The following is a 17607-nucleotide window of genomic DNA, read 5'->3' on the forward strand; positions in this document are numbered from 1 at the left end:
GTGGCGACGCGGCAAGAGGAACGCGTACCACGACAGGCAGTCCCGGCAGCCGAGGCGCTCTCCGACCCGGCTGCCTCGCTCAACGATCTGATCGACGCCCGCCTCCACATGCCCTATGCCTTCCGCAGCAACCCCCATGAGGCGGAGGCGGTGGCGGCCACGGACGACTGGCTGGACGACCGCGGTCTGACCGCCGATCCGGACGTCGCGGACATGATCGTCCGGACCCGGCCGGCCCAGCTCGCCTCGTACACCACCCCGGACGTCGACGCGGACATCCTGCGGCTCGTCGCCCTCCAGATCGCCTACCAGTTCGTCTTCGACGACCGGGCGGAGGAGGTCGGTGAGCAGGGACCGGACCGGCTGCTGCCCATGCTGTGCGAGAGCATCGCGGTCCTGCGCGAGGGCCGGCCGCCGACGACGCCTCTCGGGGCGGCGCTCACCGACCTCCACCGGCAGGTCCGGCGGCGCTGCACCCCCGCCCAGGCGGCACGCTGGGCCTGGTACGGCCAGGAGTACGTGCACGGGCTGATGTACGAGGCGGTGGCCCAGCACGGGTCCGCCGCGCCGCGTCTCGGGGTGTGCACGTCGATACGGTCGCTGACGGCGGGGGTGCAGCCGTTCTACCCCCTGTGCGAGGCCGCGCAGACCGGCGAACTGGCCCCGCGCGAACTCCATCACCCGCTGATGCGGCGGCTGACGGCGCTGTCCTCCGACGCCGCGGTGTGGATACCGGACCTCTACTCCGCGGTGAAGGAGCAGCGCGCCGGCGGACTGATCAACCTGGCCCTCGGCTATCAGCGGGCCCACGACTGCTCGCTGCCGGAGGCGGTGACGTCGGCCATCGGCCGGATCAACGGCACCATCCATGAGTTCGAACGGCTCCGCGCGGAACTGGCCCCTGAGCTCAGCCCCGCCGGTGCCGGCTATGTGGACGGCATGACCGGCTGGATCCGCGGCTGCTACCACTGGTCCCGGACGGTGCCGCGGTACGCGGACTCCGCCCAGGCGCCCACCCGGTAGCGGACATTCGAGGCGCGTTACCCACCTGGAAGAGGCGTCAATCCTCGGAGCGAGAAGATTCACCCTTCCTTGCCTCTTCCATGCCCCATTCGGCCGTCCGGGGACCACGCGGGCGTACGCTCTGGCTTCCTCGGACGGCCGAAGCACAGGAAGCGGTAGGGCACATGGCAGATGAGCCGTGGCAGTCGCACACCGGACACCGGCCCTTGCTCGAACGGCAGCGGGAACTGCGGGTGCTGGACGACGCGCTGGCCTCCCTCGCCGCGTCCGCAGAGGGGTCCCTGCGCGGCGGCGGGCTGCTGGCCTTCACCGGTCCCGCGGGGCTGGGGAAGACGACGCTCATGGCGCAGTTGCGCGCGCGGGCCCTCGCCCAGGGCTGCACGGTCCTGTCGGCCCGGGGCGGCGAGAACGAGCAGGAGCTGGCCTTCCATGTGGTCCGGCAACTGGTGCAGCCTCCGCTGGCGGCGATGCCCGAGGCCGAGCGCCGCGAGTTCCTGGGCAGTTGGTACGACATCGTCGCCACCGCGCTCGGCCTGGAGGCGTCCGACAGCGCCCGGGTGCCGGATCCGGCCGGGGTGCGTGACGGTCTCGACTGGGTGATGACACGTCTCACCGTGGCGCGGGCACCGGTCGTGCTGCTTCTGGACGACGCGCACTGGTCCGACGCGGAGTCGCTGAGCTGGCTCGCCTCCTTCGCGCCCCGCATCGAGAATCTTCCCCTGCTGATCGTCGTCGCCTACCGTCCCGGCGAACTGCCGCCCGAGGCCACCGCCTTCCGCACCCTGGTCGAGCACCACGAGAACCGCCCGCACGCGCTGAGGCCGCTCTCCGCCACGGGCGTGGCCCGGATCATCCGGGAACACGTGGGCGAGTCGGCCGAGGACGCGTTCTGCGAGGAGTGCTGCACGGTCACCGAGGGCCGTCCCTTCGAGGCGGTGGAGCTGGCGATCCAGCTCGCCGAACGGCGGGTGCGCGGGACCGGGGCCGATCTGCCGGTGATGCGCGACGTGGCCTCCGCGATCAAGGGGCCCGGTCTGCTGGACCGTCTGCGCCGACTCGGCCCCGGCACCGTCATGTTCGCCTCGGCCGCCGCCGTGCTGGGCACCTCCGTACCGCCGGACCTGGCCGCCGCCGTCGCCGTGGTCGGGATGGAGCAGGCCGCGCAGGAGACGGCGAAGCTGCGCGCCGCCAGGATCCTCACCGACAGTCCCGGCACCGGCGGCAATCTGGAGTTCACGCACCCGCTGATCGCCACCGCGATCTACCGGTCCATCCCGCCCGGCCTGCGGGTGGGTCTGCACAACGCCGCCGCCGAGGCCGTCCGCGCCGCCGGGCTCGGCCCCACGGCCGCCGCACGGCATCTGCTGGAAGTGCCGTGCGAGGCCAGGCCCGAGGCCGTGGCCTGTCTGCGGGAGGCCGCCCGCGAGTATCTGCGGGCCGGGGCTCCGGAGGCCGCCCGGCGGGCGCTGGCCAGGGCCCTCCAGGAACCGCCGCCGCCCGAGGACCGGGCCGCGCTGCTGCACGAACTGGCCGGCTCGACCTTCCTCATCGAACCCGCGGCCACCGTCACCCATCTGCGGCAGGCCCTCACCGAACCCGGTCTCTCCCCCGGGCTGCGGGCCTCCATCGTCTACCGGCTGACGCAGGCGCTGGCGCACACCGACCGGATGGCGGAGGCCGCGAGCGTGGCCGCCGAGGAGGCGCACAAGGCCACCGATCCGCGGACCCGGCTGCGCATGCAGGCCGACCACTTCGTGTGGAGCGCCTTCCGCACCGACGAACCCGACTCACCGGCCCGCTCCCGCAAACTCGCCCGCCTGGCCGAACGGCTGACCGGCCGCACCCTGGAGGAGCGCTACATCCTGGGGCTGCGCGCCTGGGACGCCATGGTGCGCGGCGAGGCGCGGCAGACGGTCCTCGACCATGCCGAGCGAGCGCTGCGCGGCGGGATGAGCTGGACCGACGAGAACCGCGGCTTCGAGGTGCCCGCCTCGGTCGCCCTGCTGTTCATGTACTGCGACCAGCCCCGGCGGGCCGAGGAACTGTTCGGCCGGGGCATCGCCGAGTGCAACGCCAAGGGCTGGCGCGGCTCCCATCTGGCCCTGGGCGAGACGCTGCTCGGTTATATCCACTACCACCGCGGCGGCCTGGCCGAGGCGGAGAACCACGTCCGCGAAGGACTGCGCGTCGCCGACCGGGTGGAGGGCGCGGTCCCGGCGCAGTGGTTCGCGATCGGTGTGCTCATCCAGACGCTGCTGGCCCGGGGCCGGATCGCCGAGGCCCGGCAGGTCGCCGACGACCACGCCTTCGGCGAGACCGTCCCGAACGCGGTGATCTACCCCGACCCGCGCACCGTGTATGCCGAACTGCTGCTGGCGGAGGGCCGCCACGCGGAGGCGGCACGGCTGCTGTCCGCCGTCGGCGACCGGCAGGACTCCCGGGCCTGGCGCAATCCCGCGTGGTGCCCCTGGCAGCTGGACCTGGCGACGGCTCTGGCACCCGTGGCGCCGGAGCGCGCCGTCTGCCTGGCCGGGGAGGCGGTCCAGCGGGCGCGGGCCTTCGGCGCGGCCTCGGCCACCGGGCAGGCGCTGCGCACGATGGCCGAGGTCACCGGCGGCCCGGCGGCGCTGGAGCTGCACGCCGAGGCGGTCTGCCTGCTGGAGGGGTCCCCGGCCGGGTACGAACTGGCCCGCGCGCTGGTGGGGCACGGAGCCGCCCTGGCCCGCAACGGCCGGCTCGCGGACGCGGCCGACCGGCTCTACCGGGGTCTTGAGACCGCGGTCCACTGCGGGGCCGAGGCCCTTGCCGTACGGGCCAGGGCGGAGCTGTCGGCGGCCGGACTGCGCCCGCTGCCGCTGCGGTACGCGCAGACCGACACGCTCACCGCGCAGGAACGCAGAGCCGCCGAACAGGCCGCGCAGGGGCATCCGGTGGCGGTGGTCGCCAAGGAACTGCGGCTCACCGAGCAGGGGGTGCGCCAGCTCCTCTCCTCCGTGTACCGCAAGGTGGGCACCGACGCCGCGGGGCTCGCCACCGCGCTGGAGACCTATCCCCGACCCTGTCCTTGACCCCTTGCTCTCCTTCCCGGGCCCCGGCCGGTCGCCTACGCGGCGCGGGTGCCGCCCGGACCGCGGTCGTGGTGGATCGGACCTCCCGAGCCGGTCAGGGGGGTGCCCGTCCCGCCGCGCCGGGCGGCGACGATCTCCGCCGCGATCGACAGGGCCGTCTCCTCCGGGGTACGGGCGCCGAGATCCAGGCCGATCGGGGACCGCAGCCGGTCCAGCTCCTCCTCGCTCACGCCCGCCTCGCGCAGCCGGCGTCTGCGGTCCTCGTGGGTCCGGCGCGAGCCCATGGCGCCGACGAAGGCGACCGGCATCCGCAGGGCGACCGTCAGCAGGGGGATGTCGAACTTGGCGTCATGGGTGAGCACACACAGCACCGTGCGCGGGTCGGTCGGGGTGTCCCGCAGATAGCGGTGCGGCCAGTCCACGACGATGTCGTCGGCCTCGGGGAAGCGGCCCCGGGTGGCGAAGACGGGCCGGGCGTCGCACACCGTCACGTGGTAGCCGAGGAACTTGCCCGCCCTGACCAGTGCCGCCGCGAAGTCGACCGCCCCGAAGACGATCATGCGCGGCGGCGGCACGGTCACCTCGACGAGCAGGGTCAGTCCGCCGGGGCAGTGCGAGCCGTCCTCGGACAGCTCCACGGTCCCCGTGCGGCCGGCCTCCAGCAGCGCCCTGGCCTCGGCCACCGCGGTGCGGGCCGCCTCCGGATGGTCACCGAACCCGCCGTCCTGCGCGCCCTCGTCGGTGCCGTCCGCCCGGACCAGGACCGTGGCGCCGAGCAGCCGTTCCGGGCCGCGGACGATCCGGGCGAGGGCCACCGGCTCGTCGCGGACGGCGGCCGCCAGCGCCGCCCCGAGCACCGTGCGCACCGGCGCCTGCGCACCGACCGGGGTGATCATCATGCCGATGGTCCCGCCGCAGGTCAGGCCGACCGCGAAGGCGTCCTCGTCGCTGTAGCCGAACTCCTCCAGGACGGTGGTGCCGTCCTGGAGGGCCTGTCGGCACAGGTCGTAGACCGCTCCTTCCACACAGCCGCCGGAGACCGAGCCGATGACGGTGCCCTCGCTGTCGACGGCGAGGGCAGCGCCCGGACCGCGCGGCGCGCTGCCGCCGACGGTGACCACGGTGGCCACGGCGTAGGCCCGGCCCTCCTCCGTCCAGCGGTGCAGCTCCTCGGCGATGTCAAGCATGCGGCTCCCTCGCGGCTGCCTCCAGGACGCGGTCGGGGCGGACGGGCAGGTCGCGGTGGCGGACGCCGGTGGCGTGCCACACCGCGTTGGTGATCGCCGCGGCGGCTCCGACGATGCCCACCTCACCGATGCCCTTGATGCCGACCGGGTCGTCCGGGTCCGGGTCGTCGACCCAGTCGGCCTCGATCGACGGGGGTACGTCGGCGTGCGACGTGACGTGGTAGCCGGCGAGGTCGGGGCCGTAGAGTCCGCCGTCGGCCCGGTCGCGGGCCGCCGCCTCGTGCAGCGCCATGGAGATGCCCCAGATCATGCCGCCGACGAGCTGGTTGCGGGCGGTGAGCGGGTTGACGATGCGGCCCGCCGCGAAGATGCCGAGCATCCGGCGCACCCGTACCTCGCCGGTGGCGACGTCCACGGCGACCTCGGCGAACTGGGCGCCGAAGGAGTGCCGTTCCTTGCCGGTCAGGGACCGCAGGGCCTCGGTGGTGTCGGAGCGCACAGTGATGCCCTCCGGCGGGATGTCGGCGCCCAGCGTCAGCCGCTCGCGCAGCTCTTCGGCCGCGATCCTGACCGCCCAGGACCAGGACCGGGTGCCCATGGAACCGCCGGAGATCATCGCCGGTCCGAAGTCGCTGTCCCCGATGCGCACCCGGACCCGGTCCGTCGTCGTCTCCAGGGCGTCGGCGGCGACCAGGAGCAGCGCGGTGCGCGCTCCGGTGCCGACGTCGGCGGCGGCGATCCGCACGGTGAAGGTGCCGTCCGCCTCGGCCGTGACGAGCGCGGTGGACGGCCCGGCGTTGGAGGGGAAGGACGCGGCGGCCGTGCCGGTGCCGAGCAGCCAGCGCCCCTCGCGGCGCACGCCGGGGCGTGGGTCCCGGTCGGCCCAGCCGAACCTGCGGGCGCCCTCGCGGAAGCAGGCGGTCAGATTGCGGCTGCTGAAGGGCAGTCCGGAGACGGGGCCCCGCTCCGGCTCGTTGCGCAGGCGCAGCTCGATCGGGTCCAGACCGCATTTCTCGGCGAGTTCGTCGAGCGCGGACTCCAGGGCGAAGGAGCCCGGGGCCTCCCCCGGTGCGCGCATGAACGTCGGGGTCGGCACGTCCAGCCGGACGACGCGGTGGACGGTGTGGTGGGCTTCGGCGTCGTACATCACCCGGGAGGGGGCGGCGCACGACTCGACGAACTCGTGGACGGTGGAGGTCTGGCTGAGCGAGAGGTGCTCCAGCGCGCGCAGGCGGCCGTCCGGGTCCGCGCCGAGCCTGATCCGCTGCGCGGTGGGGCTGCGGTAGCCGGTCAGCGAGAACATCTGGCGGCGTGTCATGACGACGCGCACGGGGCGGTGCAGGACGGTCGCGCCCATCACGGCGGCCACCTGGTGGGCGCGCACGCCCTTGCTGCCGAAGCCGCCGCCGACGTGCTCGGAGCGCACGCGCACGGCGGACGGGTCGAGCGAGAAGAGGTTGGCCAGTTCGCCGACGACCCAGGTGGCGCCCTGGTTGGAGTCGACGAGTTCGAGGCGTCCGCCGTCCCACAGGGCGGTCGCCGCGTGCGGCTCCATCATGCTGTGGTGCTCTTCGGGGGTGGTGTACTCCTCGTCGAGGGTGACGGCGGAGGCGGCGAGTTCGGCCGCCAGGTCGCCCTTCTCCGTCGCCGCCGGCATATGGCCTTGGAGCTCGTACGCGTCGGTGCGGCCGGCGGAGAAGTCGACGTCGTGCGGCTCCTGTTCGTAGTGCACGACGAGGGATTCGGCCGCTTCCCTGGCCTGCTCGGAGGTCTCGGCGACGACCAGCGCCACCGGCCAGCCCCGGTGCGCCACCCGGTCGTTCTGGAAGAGGGTGGAGGTGGGGTCCGGGGGGACGCCCAGCAGGCCGATGAAGTCGGTCTTCAGGCGCGGCGCGTTCTCGTGGTGGAGGACGGTGAGCACTCCGGGCATGGCGAGCACGGGCGCGGTGTCGAGGGACCGGATCCGGCCGCGGGCCACCGTGGAGAGCACCAGCCAGCCGTGGGCGAGGTCGGCGAAGGGGATCTCACCGGCGTAGCGGGCGGCTCCGGTGACCTTGTCGAGGCCCTCCACGCGGGTGTGCGCGGTCCCGACGGCGCCCTTCCTGGTCGTACGTGTTCCGGTGGCGGTGGTCATCGGGCCATCTCCTCGGCGAGTTCGGTCAGCACGGCCACCGTCAGGTTGCGCAGGAGGGCCACCTTGTAGCCGTTGTGCGGCAGCGGGCTCGCGGCGGCCAGTTCGGCGTCCGCCGCTGCGGCGAAGCCGGCGGCGTCGGCCGGGGCACCGGTCAGCATCCGCTCGGCGGTGCGGGCCCGCCAGGGGCGGGACGCGACCGCGCCGAGGGCGAGGCGTGCCTCGTGCACGACGCCGTCCCGGACGTCGAGGGCGGCGGCCACGGAGCCGAGGGCGAAGGCGTAGGAGGCGCGCTCGCGGACCTTGCGGTAGCGCGAGCGGGCCGCGACGGGGGCGGGCGGCAGGACGACGCCGGTGATCAGCGCGCCCGGCGGCAGGGCGGTCTCCCGGTGCGGGGTGTCGCCCACGGGGAGATAGAAGTCGGCGAGCGGCAGAGAGCCCGCTCCGTCGGCGGTCTCGTAGGAGACGACGGCGTCGAAGGCGGTCAGGGCCACGCCCATGTCGGAGGGGTGGACGGCCACGCAGTGCTCGGAGGCGCCCAGGATCGCGTGGTTGTGGTGCTCTCCCTCGATCGCGGGGCAGCCGCTGCCGGGGACGCGCTTGTTGCACGGCCGGGTGACATCGGTGAAGTAGCCGCAGCGGGTGCGCTGGAGGAGGTTGCCGCCGACGGTCGCCATGTTGCGCAGTTGCCCCGAGGCACCGGCCAGTACCGCCTGGGTCAGCGCCGGGTAGCGGCGGCGCACGTCCGGGTGGGCGGCGAGGTCGCTGTTGGTGACGGTGGCGCCGATGCGCAGACCGCCGTCGTCGGTGGGCTCGATCCCGTCGAGCGGCAGCTCGCGTACGTCGACGAGGCGGGCGGGCCGCTCGACGCCGGTCTTCATCAGGTCGACGAGGTTGGTGCCGCCGCCGAGGAATCGGGCGTCCGGGTCGGCGCCCAGCAGCGCGACGGCACCGGCGACGTCATGGGCCCGTTCGTAGCCGAACTCCCTCATGCCACGGCCTCCTTGCTCGGTGCGCAAGGTGCGCTCGGTGCGCTCGGTGCGCTCAGTGCGCTCGGTGTGCTCTGTGCGCTCGGTGCGCTCGGTGTGCTCTGTGCGCTCGGTGCGCTCGGTGTGCTCTGTGCGCTCGGTGTGCTCTGTGTGCTCTCCACGGCGGACGCGCCGCCGGACCGCACGGTCGACGCGGCCCGCTCGACCGCCTGGACGATCGACGCGTAGGCGCCGCAGCGGCACAGGTTGCCGCTCATCCGCTCCCTGATCTCGTCGGCGGTCAGCGGGGGCGGTCCGGCCTCGGGGCGCACATCGTCGGTGACCGCGCTCGGCCAGCCCGCCGCGTGCTCCTCGATCACGGCGACGGCCGAACAGATCTGGCCAGGTGTGCAGTAGCCGCACTGGAAGCCGTCGAGGTCGAGGAAGGACTGCTGCACGGGATGCAGCCGGTCGCCCTCGGCGACGCCCTCGATGGTGGTGATCTCGCGCCCTTCGGCCGCGACCGCCAGTTGCAGGCAGGAGACGGCACGGCGGCCGTCGAGCAGTACTGTGCAGGCACCGCACTGTCCCTGGTCACAGCCCTTTTTGGTGCCGGTCAGATCGAGCCGCTCGCGCAGGGCGTCGAGCAGGGTGGTGCGGTGGTCGACGGACAGCGCGTGCTTCTCGCCGTTGATGTTCAAAGTGATCGGGCTGTGCGTCGACGAGGTGGCTGGGTCCATGATCAGCTTCTTTCGCATATGCGGCGGAAACACGTCGAGATGTCGGCCTGACAGACGATGAATCAGGAAAAGTGACGTCGGGGACAAGGGCTCTGGGAATCGGAACAGGGCACTGTGCGTGGCGGAAAAGCACTGCCCACCGCTAGAGTGGACGCGAAGCGGACAGCTGTCCGTTATTCGCGAAACTACCGGACAGCTGTCCGCTTAGCAAGGCCGGGTTCGGCGGCGTACCCGAAAGGAGGACGAGTGCAGCAGAAGAAGCACACGCCTCAGCGCTCGGACGCACAACGCAATCGCGAGACCATCCTGGAAGTGGCGGTGGCCGAGCTGACCCGTTGCGCCGACACCCCGCTCAGCGTGATCGCCAGGAAGGCCGGCGTCGGCCAGGGCACGTTCTACCGCAACTTCCCCAACCGCGAGGCGCTGGTCCTGGAGATCTACCGTCACGAGATGCAGCAGGTCTCCGACAGCGCGACCGAGCTGCTGGAGTGCCGTTCCCCGGACCAGGCATTGCGCGAGTGGATGGACCGGCTGGTCCGGTTCGCCATGACCAAGGCCGGTCTCGCGGACGCGATCCGGCAGGCCACCGCCGCCCCCGGCAGCCCGGCGAAGCCGGGGCACACCGCGCTGGCCTCCGCCGCCGACCTCCTGCTGCGCGCCGCCGAGGAGGCCGGTGCCATCCGGCCCGGCGTCAGTTCCGACGACTTCGTCCTCGCCATCGCCGGGATCTGGCAGCTCGATCCGCACGGCGACTGGCAGTCCCGCGCGAGCCGTCTGCTCGACCTCGTCATGGACGGCCTCCGGGTGGGTGCGCCCGGTCGCGGCTGAGTTCCTGGTGCCCCGTGCGTAAACACACGTGACGCTGCCCCGACAGCGACACCGGCGACACCGCGGACGGGTCGCCGCCGGCGGCGCCCGAGGACCAAGCAGCAGGGGACGACATGAGATTGATTCCTGGACCGTGAACGCGCGGCCCGCACCGAACTGCTGCCGGGGCTCGACGACAGCCTGCGGGCCGTGCCGTCGATGACCCTGGAGCGGCCCGGCGGCCCGGCGGCCCGGCGGCCCGGCGGCCCGGCGGCCCCGGGGTCGGGCCTTTCCGGGACAGCGGCGGCCCGGGGCTGCTGGCCCCGGCGTCCCTCCAGGGCCGGGGCGGGCGCCCGCGCACTCGACGCCGTGCGGGTGCAGCGCGCCCTCGGCAGCCGTTCGCCCTCGCTCGCCGTCGCGACGACCATGCACCACTTCTCGATGGTCACCCTGGTGGGGTTCAACAACTCCGGCGAGGGGCTCGAATGGATGGCCGTCCAGGCCGTCGCCACGGAGAACCAGCTGGTGGCCTCGGGTTTCGCCGAGGGGCGCAGCGGCACCGGCATCCTGTCGCCGTCGATGTCCGCCACCCCGGCGCCCGAGTGGCTGCGGATCACCGGGGTGAAACGCCCGTGCAGCCTGGCACGTTCCATGGATCTGCTCACCGCGAGCGTGCTCGTGCCCCGCGAGGGCGGCGCCGGCCAGGAACTGGCGGTGGCCCTGGTCCCCGCGGCCGGTGAGGGCCTGGGTGTCAGCGGCTTCTGGTCCAGCGGCTTCCTGGCCGGGGCCGAGAGCGACCAGGTGACCCTGGGCGGGGTGCTGGTGCCGCCCGACCTCATGGTGCGCACCGCGTGTCCGCCCGGCGCCCGGCTGGACGAGGTGCAGGCGATCGGCCTGGTCTGGTTCGAGCTCCTGATGACCGGCAGCTACCTGGGTGCGGCGAGCGCTCTGGCGGCGGCCCGCGCCCGCCCCGGCCCCGCGCCCGCTCCGCCCGCCCTGGCCCCGCGCCCGCTCCGCCCGCGCGCGCTCGGCTGGCGCGCTCGCGCCGCGCCGGGCAGCGTTGAGGTGAGGCCCGCGGACTCCGGGGCCGCCCGCAGGGGGGACAGCGACGTTCGAGTGAGGTGCCCATGCAACCCTCTGGACCGCGACCTCGGGTGGTCGTGGGTGTCGACGGTTCGCCGTCGTCCTACGCGGCGCTGCGCTGGGCCGTGCGGTACGCGGAACTGGTGGACGGCGTCGTGGAGGCCGTCCACGCCTGGGACACCCCGTCGGACGCGGGCTGGACCGGACCCGCGATCGACCCGACGTTCGACCTGGAGCAGGCCAAAGACCGCTTCGCCGAGGCGCTGCGCGCCGTCTTCGCCGACGGGCGGCCGGACGGGATGCGCGAGTACCTCGTCGAGGGCAACCCGTCGGAAATCCTGATCCGCGCCTCGCAGGGGGCGGAGATCCTTGTCGTGGGCAGCCGCGGCCGCGGCGGCTTCGCGCGCGCGATGCTGGGCTCGGTCAGCCAGCGCTGCGCCCAGCACGCGGCCTGCCCGGTGGTGACCGTACGGCAGGAGAAGGACCCGGCGCACTGAGAGCGCGCCGGGTCGCCTCGGGCCAGGGAGTCTCGGCCCAGGAAGTCGTTCCAGGACGTCGCGTCCGGGAGTTCCCAAACCGGACAGCCTCAGGTTAGGAAGCTCAACCGGACCTGGCGGTTCGGGTTGTCGACGTTGGTGTCGACCAGGCAGACCGACTGCCAGGTGCCCAGTTCCAGGCGGCCCCCGACGACCGGCAGGGTGGCGTGCGGCGGGACGAGGGCCGGCAGGACGTGGTCGCGGCCGTGGCCGGGGCTGCCGTGGCGGTGCTGCCAGCGGTCGTCGGCGGGCAGCAGGGTGTGCAGGGTCGCCAGCAGGTCGTCGTCGCTGCCCGCGCCGGTCTCGATGACGGCGATACCGGCGGTGGCGTGCGGCACGAACAGGTTGAGCAGACCGTCACGGCCGTCGGAGGTCTCCCGCAGGAACTCCTCGCAGTCACGGGTGAGGTCCACGACCCGCTCCCGCGAGCCGGAGGCGACGTTCAGCACTCGGGTGGTGAAGGCGTGTGACATGCGCCCATCCTCCTCGATCCCGGGGAAGATCCGTGCCCGCGGCGCGGTTGGTCCTGGCGTGGACAGCACTCGTGAGGTCGACGTGGTCGTCGTCGGGGCCGGTCAGGCGGGCCTGGCCGCCGCCCATCACCTGCGGCGCGGCGGCTTCGCGCCGGAGCGCGGATTCGTGGTGCTCGACCACTCCCCCGGCCCCGGCGGCGCCTGGCAGTTCCGCTGGCCGTCACTGACGTACGGCAAGGTGCACGGCATGCACGCGCTGCCGGGCATGGAGCTGACCGGCGCCGACCCCGCGCGGCCCTCCTCGGAGGTCATCGGCGCGTACTTCGCCGACTACGAGCGTGTGTTCGACCTGCGGGTACGACGGCCGGTGGACGTGCGCGCCGTGCGCGAGGGCGGGGGCGGGCGGCTGCTGGTGGAGACCTCGCAGGGCGACTGGTCGGCACGGGCGCTGATCAACGCGACCGGCACCTGGGACCGGCCCTTCTGGCCGCGCTACCCGGGGCAGGAGACCTTCCGCGGACGGCAGTTGCACACCGCGCAGTACGCCGGGCCCGAGGAGTTCGCCGGGCAGCGGGTGATCGTGGTCGGCGGCGGCGCCTCCGGGACCCAGCACCTGCTGGAACTGGCGCCGTACGCGGCGGCCACCACCTGGGTGACGCGCCGTCCGCCGGTCTTCCGCGAGGGGCCCTTCGACGAGGACGCGGGCCGCGCCGCGGTCGCGCTCGTCGAGGAACGGGTCCGGCGGGGCCTGCCGCCCCGGAGCGTCGTCTCGGTGACGGGCCTCCCGCTGAACGACGCCGTGCGGCAGGGGCTGCGCGACGGTGTGCTGGACCGCCGGCCCATGTTCGCCCGGATCACCCCCGAGGGAGTGGAGTGGCCGGACGGACAGCGGCTGGCGGCGGACGTCATCCTGTGGGCGACGGGCTTCCGGGCCGCGCTCGACCATCTGGCGCCGCTGCGGCTGCGCGGGGCGGGCGGCGGCATCCGCCTCGACGGGACGCGGGTCGCCGCCGATCCCCGCATCCATCTCGTCGGCTACGGCCCCTCGGCGAGCACCGTGGGCGCCAACCGGGCCGGACGCGCGGCCGTCCGCGACATCCGGCGGCTGCTGGCCGGGGATCCGGCCGTCGCCGCCTGAGGTCTCCGGACGCCGACCCCGGTCACTTCGGCGCCGGCTGCGGGCTGCGGGTGCCCTGCTCCGGCTGGTGTTGCTCCTGCTGCCCGGTGCGCTGCTGCGCGAGGCTCTGCCGGCGGGCGTTGAACTCGTCCACGTTGCGCTGGTGCTGGGTGTAGTCCGCGGTGAAGCGGGTGTCGCCCGGTTTGACGGTGACGAAGTACAGCCAGTCGCCCGGGGCCGGGTTGTACACCGCGCGCAGCGCGTCCTCACCGGGGTTGTCGATGGGCGTCGGCGGCAGCCCCATCCGCTGGTAGGAGTTGTACGGGCTGTCGATCCGTGTGTCCTCGGCGGTGGTGCGCACGGTGGCGCGGTCCAGGCCGTAGTTCAAGGTGGAGTCCATCTGGAGGGGCATGCCCTGCTCCAGCCGGTTGAAGATCACCCGGGCCACCTTGCCCATGTCGGCCTTGGTGGCGGACTCCGCCTGGACGATGCTCGCGATGGTGACCGCCTGGTGGAGATTCATCGTGGTGCGCTGGGGGCCCGCGCCCGGCGGCGCCGCGGTGAACTTCCTGGCCGCGGCGCCGACCATCGCAGAGAGCAGCGACCGCGGGGTCGACCGGTCGTCGATCCGGTAGGTCGCCGGGAACAGATAGCCCTCCGGGTTGCCCTCGGCCACCTCCGGAAGCCCGAGTCCGCCCTTGGCGGCCGTCTGCCGGGTGCTGCCGGGTGGCACGTCGAGCGCCCGGTCGACGGCGGCGTACACCTGGGCGGCCCGCCAGCCCTCCGGGATCACCAGCGCGTGCGGGCGCACCGGTCCGTCCTCGCGCAGGGTCAGCAGCGGCACCGCCACGGCGGTGCCCGCCAGGACGGCCCCGGACACGACGAGGGCCAGCCGGCCCCGGCGCGTCAGCGTGACGGTCTTCCGTGACGGCGTGTTCGTCTGCATGCGGGCACGGTAACGCTCCGGAGATCATAAACCCGGCATATCGTCGGTTTGTCGGCTCAGGTCGAGTGTCACGTCGCCGGCTCAGATCGGGCGTCACGTCTCCGGCTCCGGTCAGGCCTCGCGTCGTCGACTCCGCTCGGGCGTCACGTCGTCGGTTCCAGTCGGGCGTCACGGCGGACCAGCGCCGCATAACGCCCGTCCTGTTCGAGCAGTTCCTCGTGCGTACCGCGCTCGGCCACGCGGCCGGAGTCGAGGACGAGGATCTGGTCCGCGTCGCGGACGGTGGAGAGGCGGTGGGCGATGGTGAGCGTGGTCCGGTCGGCCGACAGCGCGTCGATGGCTTCCTGGACGGCCGCCTCGGTACGGGTGTCCAGCGCGCTGGTGGCCTCGTCGAGGATGAGCACCGGGGGGTCCCGCAAGATGGTCCGGGCGATGGCCAGGCGCTGCTTCTCGCCACCGGAGAAGCGGTGGCCGCGCTCGCCGACGACGGTGTCGTACCCGTCGGGCAGGGCCGCGATGTGGTCGTGGATCTGGGCCGCCTTGGCCGCCGCGCGCAGTTCCTCGTCGGTGGCGTCCGGTTTGGCGAAGCGCAGGTTGTCCGCGACGGAGGCGTGGAAGAGGTACGTCTCCTGGGAGACCACGCCCACCGCGCGGGCGAGCGTGTCGAAGTCCAGGTCGCGCACGTCGACGCCGTCCAGGGTGACGCGCCCCGCGCTCACGTCGTACAGCCGGGGAACCAGGTAGCCGAGCGTGGACTTGCCCGCGCCCGTGGGGCCGACGACCGCGAGGCTGCTGCCCGCCGGGACCGTGACGTCGATGCCGTCGAGGATCGGGGCGCCCTTGTCGTCGTAGCGGAAGGTCACGTCCTCGAAACGGACCTCGCCCTTGACCTGGCCGAGGCGGACGGGCCGCTCGCGCTCGGTGATGTCGATCGGCAGGTCGAGGTACTCGAAGATGCGCTGGAACAGGGCGAGCGAGGTCTGTATCTGCACGCCGGTCGACAACAGGCTCACGGTCGGCCGGAACAGACCCTGCTGCAACGAGACGAAGGCGACGATCGTGCCGATGGAGACCTCGGGGCCGCCGAATCTGAGAGCCAGGCCCGCGGTCCAGTAGATGATGGCAGGCATGGCGGCCATGACGATGGTGATGACGGCCATGCGCCACCGTCCGGCCATGTTGGACCTGACCTCAAGGTCCACCAGGCCCTCGGACTCCTCGGCGAACGACCTGGTCAGCGAGTCGGAGCGGCCCATGGTGCGACCGAGCAGGATCCCGCTGACGGACAGCGACTCGGTGACGGTGGCGGCCATCGCGGCCATCTGCTTCTGCCGCCTGGTGGTGATCTTCTTGCGCTCGTTGCCCACACGGCGGCTGATCCACACGAACACCGGGAGCAGCAGCAGCGAGACCACGGTCAGCCGCCAGTCGAGCGCGGCCATCGCGACGATCGTGGCGACCACGCTGGTGAGGTTGGAGACCAGCGAGGTGGCGGTGGAGGTGACGGTGGCCTGCATGCCGCCGATGTCGTTGGCGATGCGCGACTGCACCTCGCCGGTGCGGGTGCGGGTGAAGAAGGCCAGGGACATGCGCTGGAGGCGTCCGTAGACGGCGGTGCGCAGGTCGTGCATCACCCGCTGGCCGACGGTCGTGGAGATCAGGGTCTGCAGCACGCCGAAGACACTGGTGAGCACGGCGCTGACGATCATGCCCGCGGCGAGCAGGCTGAGCAGACCGGTACGGCCCCGCGGGATCGCGACGTCCAGGATCTCCTTCAGCAGGAAGGGCGTGGCGACGGAGACCAGGGACGCGGCGCCGACCAGCAGGCCGACGACCGCGAGGCGGCCGCGATAGGGGCGGAACAGCCCGAGGATGCGGCGGACCTGCCGGGGCTGTTCCTGCGCGTCGGTGGACGGGGTCCAGGAGGGGTGACGGTCGGGGTGCATGGGCTCCTACGGGATGGGTGCGACGGACGGCTCGGCCGGACCCGCGGCCCGCGCGGTCTGCGGTCTGCGGTCTGCGGTCTGCGGTCTGCGGTCTGCGGTCTGCGGTCTGCGGTCTGCGGTCTGCGGTCACGGATGGTGGACCACGGCCGGCGGCGGCCTTTCGGATGCTAGCTCATTGTTACCTATGCTCATAATGAGCGGCATCCTGATATTGTTCCCGCATGACCACGCCCGACCCCGACGGCCCCCTCGCCGAGCAGTTGCTCCGGCTCACCCGCCGGGTGCACCGCATCCAGAAACGCCACCTGGAGGAGCGCGCCCTCGGCATCACACCGGCGCAGTCCCGGCTGCTGCGCACGCTGGCGCACTTCGGCGAGCCGCCCCGGATGGCGGATCTCGCCCAGTCCCTGGAGGTCGTGCCGCGCGCGGTGACCACCCTGGTGGACGGACTGGAGGCGAACGGGAAGGTGCGCCGGGTCCCCGACCCGGCCAACCGCAGGGTGACCCGTATCGAGCTGACCGACGACGGGCGCATGGCCCTGCGCGAACTGCACGGCGCGCGCCGGTCCGCCGCCGAGGAGATCCTGGCCCCCCTCACCGCGGAGCAGCGCACGGTCCTCGGTGACCTGCTGGACACCCTCGTGGGCACGGTGCCCGCGCGCGGGCACCGCTGCTGAGTCCACCGGCCGCCCCGCCGCGGGCGACTACGCCTTCAGGTCGTCCTTGTCCCCCATCACCACGACGGGCTTGTCCTTCGGGTCCAGCGTGCGCAGCAGGTACTCCATGGCCGACTCCGGGAGGCTGACGCACCCCAGCGTGCCGTCGCCGTGGTCCAGGTGCAGCCAGATGCCGCCGCCCTTGCGCTGGCCGAGCGGACGGGTCGGGTCGTCGGGCCGGGTGCCCGTCCGGCGGTTGTAGTCGATGGCGATCACGTAGTCGAAGTCGTGCCAGTGGGCCTCGTCCCAGTAGTAGGGGGACGCGAACGCCTCCTCGTCCTGGGTGTACGGGAACCTGGTGCCCGGGTCGTCGAGGAGACCGCCGGCGTCGGAGAGCGTGAACACGCCCACCGGGCTGCGCTCGTCGCCCTCGCGGTGGTCCGTGCTCCACCCCTGCTTGCCGTTGTGCGTCGGCCAGCTGTCGACCCGCTGCCACGCGTTCCCGTGCTTCTCGTACAGCACGGCGGTGCCGTCCGGGGAGTTCTTGCCGTCCCCGTACACCGTCAGGATCTGGCGGGTGCCTGCCGGGACCCGCTGCCACATCCGCTCACCGACGCCGGGGACCCGGGCCGGTTTCACGGTCGGAGTGGGCCGGGCGGACCCCGAAGGACCACCCGGCCTCGGGACGTCTCCGTGGCGGACCTCGGTCCGCTCGCCGCCGCACGCGGCCAGAGTCGTCAGAAAGAATCCACAGGCCGTCATAGCGACCATCGCACGTCTTACGCCGCCTCTTCGCATGAACCCATGCTGGACACGCCGGACCTGACGATCCACTCGACGTTGGTCCAAATAGCCTTATTCGCTTCTCTTTGGAGCGTGTCGGGCGCGTGGGACGGGCCCGGCGAGGGGGTCGAGAAGGTACTGGA

At 73.1% G+C, this 17607-nt stretch carries 13 protein-coding genes and 1 pseudogene; 6 read left to right on the forward strand and 8 right to left on the reverse strand.

From position 1 onward, the window contains the following. Positions 1-1023 (forward strand): (-)-alpha-amorphene synthase, encoded by a 1023-nt coding sequence (locus tag A8713_RS03750; protein ID WP_237305300.1) that lies wholly within the window; start codon positions 1-3, stop codon positions 1021-1023. 164 nt (positions 1024-1187) lie between these two features. Continuing rightward, on the forward strand, positions 1188-4091 hold the full coding sequence (locus A8713_RS03755) for an ATP-binding protein (RefSeq protein ID WP_064531406.1): 2904 nt from the start codon (positions 1188-1190) through the stop codon (positions 4089-4091). A 35-nt stretch (positions 4092-4126) separates the two neighbouring features. On the opposite strand, the gene A8713_RS03760 is transcribed toward A8713_RS03755, so the two are convergent. The 4 genes and pseudogenes from A8713_RS03760 to A8713_RS03775 form a co-directional block, all read right to left on the reverse strand. Further along, positions 4127-5278, reverse strand: a complete 1152-nt coding sequence (locus A8713_RS03760) for an XdhC family protein (protein ID WP_064531407.1) — start codon at positions 5276-5278, stop codon at positions 4127-4129. Next, complete coding sequence (locus tag A8713_RS03765) at positions 5271-7412, reverse strand: xanthine dehydrogenase family protein molybdopterin-binding subunit (RefSeq protein ID WP_064531408.1); 2142 nt, start codon at positions 7410-7412, stop codon at positions 5271-5273. The genes A8713_RS03760 and A8713_RS03765 overlap by 8 nt, the downstream gene beginning before the upstream one ends. After that, on the reverse strand, positions 7409-8401 hold the full coding sequence (locus A8713_RS03770; protein WP_064531409.1) for an FAD binding domain-containing protein: 993 nt from the start codon (positions 8399-8401) through the stop codon (positions 7409-7411). Before A8713_RS03770 ends, A8713_RS03765 begins: the two co-directional genes overlap by 4 nt. A gap of 185 nt (positions 8402-8586) precedes the next feature. Continuing rightward, a pseudogene (locus tag A8713_RS03775) lies at positions 8587-9117 on the reverse strand ((2Fe-2S)-binding protein); the annotation flags it as partial. 246 nt (positions 9118-9363) lie between these two features. On the opposite strand from A8713_RS03775, the gene A8713_RS03780 reads away from it, so the two are divergent. Then, positions 9364-9945, forward strand: a complete 582-nt coding sequence (locus A8713_RS03780) for a TetR/AcrR family transcriptional regulator (protein ID WP_064531410.1) — start codon at positions 9364-9366, stop codon at positions 9943-9945. A 1106-nt stretch (positions 9946-11051) separates the two neighbouring features. Beyond that, positions 11052-11504, forward strand: coding sequence for a universal stress protein (locus A8713_RS03785; protein WP_064531411.1), 453 nt, complete (start codon positions 11052-11054; stop codon positions 11502-11504). An 89-nt stretch (positions 11505-11593) separates the two neighbouring features. On the opposite strand, the gene A8713_RS03790 is transcribed toward A8713_RS03785, so the two are convergent. Continuing rightward, positions 11594-12016: a secondary thiamine-phosphate synthase enzyme YjbQ gene (locus A8713_RS03790; protein WP_064531412.1), complete on the reverse strand. Its 423-nt coding sequence runs from the start codon at positions 12014-12016 to the stop codon at positions 11594-11596. A 58-nt stretch (positions 12017-12074) separates the two neighbouring features. On the opposite strand from A8713_RS03790, the gene A8713_RS03795 reads away from it, so the two are divergent. Then, positions 12075-13154, forward strand: coding sequence for an NAD(P)-binding domain-containing protein (locus tag A8713_RS03795; protein ID WP_064531413.1), 1080 nt, complete (start codon positions 12075-12077; stop codon positions 13152-13154). A 22-nt stretch (positions 13155-13176) separates the two neighbouring features. On the opposite strand, the gene mltG is transcribed toward A8713_RS03795, so the two are convergent. Both mltG and A8713_RS03805 read right to left on the reverse strand, forming a co-directional pair. Continuing rightward, the gene (gene mltG / locus A8713_RS03800) at positions 13177-14079 is read right to left on the reverse strand and encodes an endolytic transglycosylase MltG (protein ID WP_064531414.1); all 903 of its coding nucleotides are present in this window, start codon (positions 14077-14079) and stop codon (positions 13177-13179) included. Between the two features lie 143 nt (positions 14080-14222). Then, on the reverse strand, positions 14223-16025 hold the full coding sequence (locus A8713_RS03805) for an ABC transporter ATP-binding protein (protein WP_064531415.1): 1803 nt from the start codon (positions 16023-16025) through the stop codon (positions 14223-14225). Positions 16026-16246: 221 nt separating this feature from the next. On the opposite strand from A8713_RS03805, the gene A8713_RS03810 reads away from it, so the two are divergent. Next, positions 16247-16702 carry a MarR family winged helix-turn-helix transcriptional regulator gene (locus tag A8713_RS03810; protein WP_064531416.1) on the forward strand — a complete coding sequence of 152 codons (456 nt, stop codon included), beginning with the start codon at positions 16247-16249 and terminating at the stop codon, positions 16700-16702. 27 nt (positions 16703-16729) lie between these two features. On the opposite strand, the gene A8713_RS03815 is transcribed toward A8713_RS03810, so the two are convergent. Further along, positions 16730-17320, reverse strand: coding sequence for a L,D-transpeptidase family protein (locus A8713_RS03815; RefSeq protein WP_079158827.1), 591 nt, complete (start codon positions 17318-17320; stop codon positions 16730-16732). Positions 17321-17607: the final 287 nt, after the last annotated feature.

The organism is Streptomyces sp. SAT1, assembly GCF_001654495.1.
In the GTDB taxonomy this organism is placed as follows: Bacteria; Actinomycetota; Actinomycetes; order Streptomycetales; family Streptomycetaceae; genus Streptomyces; species Streptomyces andamanensis.